The organism is Flavobacterium sp. BFFFF1 (assembly GCF_002256285.1).
In the GTDB taxonomy this organism is placed as follows: Bacteria; Bacteroidota; Bacteroidia; order Flavobacteriales; family Flavobacteriaceae; genus Flavobacterium.
Window position 1 is genome coordinate 156,202 of sequence record NZ_NKJE01000006.1, and the last position, 6,213, is coordinate 162,414.

2 protein-coding genes are annotated in these 6,213 nt (G+C 42.3%); both read right to left on the reverse strand.

Going from position 1 to position 6,213, the window contains the following annotated elements:
* Position 1: 1 nt before the first annotated feature.
* Positions 2–4,756: a choice-of-anchor J domain-containing protein gene (locus CFE23_RS05880; protein ID WP_291085444.1), complete on the reverse strand. Its 4,755-nt coding sequence runs from the start codon at positions 4,754–4,756 to the stop codon at positions 2–4.
* A 51-nt stretch (positions 4,757–4,807) separates the two neighbouring features.
* Positions 4,808–6,213, reverse strand: a 1,406-nt coding sequence (locus CFE23_RS05885) for a carboxyl transferase domain-containing protein (RefSeq protein WP_291085447.1), incomplete at its 5' end; no start/stop codon positions are given.

Here is a 6,213-nt window from a genome sequence, read left to right on the forward strand (position 1 = left end):
GTTAATTCTTTATGACTTTATAAGTACGATTCTTGTTACCGGTACTCACTTTTATGAAATAGACGCCGCTTTCAAATGCATTAAGGCTGATTTTTGTTTCCTGCAGTGCATTAACTGTGCTGTAAAGCAATTGTCCGCTGATATTGAACATTTCAATAATTGAATCTACCGGAGCACCTTTTATTGTTACAAAATCCTTTGCAGGATTAGGATAAACTTGTATGGTAGAAAAATTTTGCATTTCTGGAATCGATAAAGGGCTATTCGCAAACATTACATTGTCGAGGTAGGCAAAATCACCATTCGCATAACGTCCAAGGTGCTGCAATGAAATGTGGATATCGCCTCCGGTAAATGCAGAAAGATCATAAATTTTCGTCGTAAAAGGATCACTTTCGCTTGAATTGGGGTGTAAAATATCGCCTAATACAATTCCGTTCACCATGACACGGAATGCAGAGTACTGATTATTTTCAGCGTAAGCTTGTTTCAAATCAAAAATAAGATATAGCATGGTCATAGATTGGGCATTGATTTTCATATTGACCTTTGTAATGCTTTCCTCATTGGCAAGCCAGGAATCACCTTCATTCCATGTTTCAGCAGTACTTCCAGCCATGCGCAGGTAATTGTTTTGCTGATCTGATACGACGTCAATCTCACTGGTATCTGTGCTTTCAAGAATGATTTTGTTGGATGTTGGACCGTCAAAATCAAAACCCTCCTCATTACTTGAAATGGTTTCATTATAACCTTCAACAACCTTAAACTGATCCAGTATTTTTGATGTACCTCCTGATGAATTGGCTCCAAGCAAAAATGAATAATCCCCTGAAACCAGTGGCGTAAAATAGAAAGGCTGTTTGTTGTAATGATATTCTGTAAGCGTTCCAAGGTTCGTCAGTCCGATGTTCATAGCTGCTATAGTGTTGCCACGTCCTGTACGGGCTGTAATGTTAGCTCCGGCATATTCATAACCTTTGCGCGCCATCACACTAAAACAATAAGTCGTACCCGCCTGTAAAGTCAATAATGGAGTGAAAAAATTATTTACAAATCCATTCATAAACAGGTAATGCGTGTCGCCCACACCTGTAAGCAAATGATCGAAATCGATGTTATAATTTTCGATGCTCTGGTTTCGGGATTCAAATTCGCCTGACGTTGTGCGGAAACAATCAGGAAGTAATTGTGCTCCATAAGCAACCATATTATCAAAATTTTCTTCCCACGGAACTGCCAGTGCATCACAAGTCGTAAAGAAGTGGTAAGGTCCCTGCACAATACTGTTTTGTGTACCGCAATTAGCGTGCAGATAATAATCATATGATGTGTTGGGAATCAGTCCTGTAACATCTGCATAATTACTATTTACAGTCATTGCAGTTCCGCTTCCGGGCACAAATCCCTGTAAGCCGTATTCCATTGTGTAAGTATCGGATGTGCTTACTGTATCCCAAATGATGTGCGCCGAATTAGAATTGATGCTTTCTGCAAGGATGTTAATCGGAGCAGAACAGGCATTGTCAGTCTGAAAATATTTGAAGTTGTCGATAAAAAGATAGTCATACTCAAAAACGCCATCGTGCATGAATACAATGTGCTTTGCGGAACCTGTGTAACCAGAAAAGTCAACCGTGAATACTTTTCCATTTGCAGGCAAATCAGTCAAATCAACATTCTGATAAGGAACAAAAGTTGAAAAATCCAGCGGATTGGATATGGTACCTACAATAATAACCGGTTGATAACCTGTCTGATTCAGTCCGCTTGGAGACCTATTTAACCAGAATGAAATACTTTTATCACTACCAAAATCCGATAAATAAGGCGAAACCATGGCGCCGTGGGACTCCGGTTCAAAATTGCTGTCGTGATGGCTGTTTATCCGAACAGCATTAGGGCAACTGTTGGCTCCGTCTAAACAATAAGAAGTCAGTCTGGACCTCAAATAATCGTTGGTTGTCCAGCAGAAGTTAGAAGGTATAGGATTTCCTACCGGATATTGGTCAAAATTATCCTCGAACGGCGCACTTACTGCACAGGTAACCTTAAAGGCATATCTATCGCTGTAATTTCCAGTTACTGATTCCTCGCAGTTATTACGTACCCGGAATTCGTATGAAGCATATAAATTCAGGCCCTGCAGTTCGAACGGATTTGTAGTCGCGCTAACGATGGTACCCGATGTAAAGCCGGAAGGGCCATATTCTACCGTCCAGGAAGAAGGAGTTTCGGGCATATTTGTGTTCCATCCGACACTCACGGAGTTGCTGCCGGATTGCTGGGCCGTCAGGTTGGTAGGCGTTGTGCAGCTGGTGCCACCGTATTCGAAATCATCAAGAAACAGCAAAGTCTCTTGATTTGCCTGTCCCTGCCTGATTCCTACATATTTATCCGTCCCGGTATAACTGGAAAAATCAATCGTATATTTTTTCCATTGGTTTTCGAATTGCACCGCATTGGTAATCGTCTGGAATGGGGTAAAAGTTGTATAATCATCAGGATCCGAAAGTGTTCCGAAAATAATCTGTTCTGGATTTTCATAAGAGCTGGCTTTCGCATATATCCAGATCGAGATGTTCTTGAAATGATCAAAATCAATTAGCCTTGGTGTTACGAACATCGTTTTTTCCGATTCATTTACTACAGGAGTGCTTTCGTTGTTCATGTACCTCACTGAACGTGTTCCGGAATGAGCAGGATAATAATTGGGTGACCCCGTATTCACTATACTTACGAAATCAGGATATTGGTCAGTACCTACTGGGTAGAAAGGCATCAGGCTGTTCCAGCACGAATCAAAACTGCCTACAGGATAACTCTCAAAATTGTCGGTGTAGCCAACCGCAACGCCAATACACTTTGTCCTGAAACTGCCTTTAACAGACCATTCGCTATAATCGGTACCGCATTTCGAACGCACATAAAAATCATAATTCGCATCATCTATGGTCAGGTTTTCAATCTTATAAGGATTGGTGTTGGCATTAACCAATGTACCTGTGCCCGGTTCAAAGCCTTCTGGCCCGTATTCAATCTGCCATTCCGTTGAAGCGGCATTCAGATAAGTCTGCCATCCGAGCGTAGCAGAATCGTAATCCGTATCAACTGCCTTAGGGTAAATCGGTGTAGTGCACAAAGGAATATTATCATAGCTGAAATCATCCATAAATATGGTTTCTGTCGCATACATACTTTCCGGCATAAAGCGGAAAGCGATGTAATGATCGTTATAAGCCGCGTTATAATTATTTAAATAAACAGTATGCTCTTTCCATGACGGTAAATTGTCACCTGATTTTGACATATCAGCATTGGTCATACTTTCAATCAGGTGGAAAGTCGTAGGATCTGCAGGATTGGTCATCGTTCCAATTTTAAGTGATATAAGATCACTGTCAGATATCCTTGTAGTCATATAAAACCGGATCATCTTGTTTGCATCCAGATCTGAAAAATAAGGTGTAATCAGGTAATCGGGGCCAATTCCGGACCATGAAGATATTTCGATCATTTTCGAGCCGGTCCTTGGGCTAAGTACCACTTCGCTGCCATTAATATAATTTCCGATCGCGCTGACGCTTGTTGATTGTGGAATGATGGCTTTCCAACAAGGGTCTAATATACTGGCATCATAAAAAGAAGTGGAATAGCCTGCTGTAAGGTCCTGGCAAATGGTATGGATTGATGATATCGGACTCCAGTTTGAGAACTGGTCCGATCCACAAACGGCGCGTACCTTGATATCGTATCCTGTATTCCCGATAAGGTTATCAAGCGTGAAATTAGTCTGTGTTGTTGTAACAGTTGAAATTTCGGTCGTCAGCAGGTTCTTAATATTGATTTCCCAAAGGTTTTGTCCAGATGGTGCATTAAAGCTTAAATCAACAGTATGTTCCTGCACATTTGTAAAACTGACATTGCTAAGGTCATTACAACTCAAAGCTTCCTCATAGCTGAAGTCGTCTATATATGCATAGTCAGAAGACTGATAGCCCCCTTTGAACTGGATCATGAAATATTGATCCACACCATTATAATTATTGAGGTACACAGTCACTTTCTGCCAGGCACCACTATTTCCCTGTACAACCTGCAGCTGATGAAAAGTGCCTGCGTCGAAAGGATTGGTAATCGTACCTACTTTCATACTACCGGCGCTGTAATGTTTTACCCAAAAGCTTATTTTCTTATCGGTTGAAATATCACTAAACCTTGGCGATACAAGGAATGCATAATATCCATCAAAAAAATCGGCACTCATCATCATGGACTGACCGGAATTTCCATAATATTCATAACCTGTCTGGTTGAGCGGCTCGTACGAACTTGTAGTACTTTTATAGCCTCTCCAGCAACCATCAAGCGCTGATGTGTCGAAATTAAAATTGTATCCAACGGTTTGTTCCGTCTGGCTGCAGGTATTGATACTTATCGGATTGGACCAATTGCCTGGCGTACCAAACATATTTCTGGGCCTCACCCTAAAATCATAAATTATAAAGGGATTCAATGCAATGGTCACACTGCCATAGATAATTTGTCCCTGATAAGTCCCGGAGCCTGTTACAAATCCCGAGGGACCGTATTCAACATCCCATCTATAGGCTACTGATGGTTTAATCACTGTTACTTTACCATCCAATGTAACCGTAATATCAAAATCATCTACGGCTGCTGACTTTTTGGTATTCGCGTGCATGTTTATCGCAGATAGGCAAAAAAAGGCAAAAACGAGGAATATTTGTTTCATAAATTGTTTTTGGATTGTAAATATAGTAATAAATTGTTGTCTATGAAGAAGTTAAACCTGAATCACTCCGAGGTTAAAAGTTTTTTGTATCGGAGCATGATTCGCGGCTTCAATACCCATCGAAATCCAGGTACGGGTATCAATCGGGTCGATAATCGCATCAGTCCACAATCTGGATGCCGCATAATATGGCGAAACCTGGGCATCATAGCGTGCCTTGATTTTGTCAAACAATTCCTGTTCCTTCTTTTCGTCGACAACTTCGCCTTTTGCTTTTAAGGAAGATGCTTCGATCTGCATCAGGACTTTCGCTGCCTGTGTACCGCCCATCACGGCCAGCTCTGCACTCGGCCATGCAAAAATCAGCCTTGGATCGTAAGCCTTTCCGCACATCGCATAGTTTCCGGCGCCATAGGAATTCCCAACAATTACTGTAAATTTAGGCACTACGGAATTCGAAACGGCATTCACCATTTTCGCGCCATCTTTGATAATGCCTCCATGTTCTGATTTTGATCCCACCATGAAACCGGTGACATCCTGTATGAAAACGAGCGGAATTTTCTTCTGGTTACAGTTTGCAATAAAACGAGTGGCTTTATCTGCTGAATCTGAGTATATGACACCGCCAAACTGCATTTCGCCTTTTTTGGATTTCACGACTTTACGTTGGTTGGCCACAATCCCGACAGCCCAGCCGTCAATGCGTGCATAACCCGTAAGTATCGTTTGTCCGTAACCGTCTTTGTAGGCTTCGAATTCTGAATTGTCCACCAGGCGCTCGATGATGTCCATCATATCATATTGCTCATTGCGCGCCTTTGGAAGGATGCCATACAGTTCCTTTTCATCCTTTGCTGGTTTCACAGCTTTTTCGCGGTTGAATCCTGCCTTATCATAATCGCCAATTTTTGAGACAATATTTTTAATCTTGTCGAGGGCATCTTTGTCGTCTTTTGCCTTATAGTCTGTAACCCCGGAAATTTCACAATGCGTTGTGGCGCCACCTAAAGTTTCATTGTCGATACTTTCGCCAATAGCAGCTTTTACAAGATAGCTTCCCGCAAGGAAAATGCTCCCGGTCTTATCGACGATCAATGCTTCGTCGCTCATAATCGGCAGGTAAGCACCCCCGGCTACACAACTTCCCATTACCGCAGCAATTTGCGTAATGCCCATACTGCTCATCACGGCGTTGTTTCGGAAGATACGGCCAAAGTGCTCCTTGTCAGGGAAAATCTCATCCTGCAAGGGCAGGTACACTCCAGCGCTGTCGACAAGGTAGATAATCGGTAGCCGGTTTTCCATCGCAATTTCCTGGGCTCTCAGGTTTTTCTTACCCGTAATCGGGAACCAGGCACCAGCTTTTACAGAAGCATCATTGGCAACAATTAAACATTGTCTTCCGGATACATATCCCATAACCACCACTACGCCGCCGCTCGGACAGCCGCCAT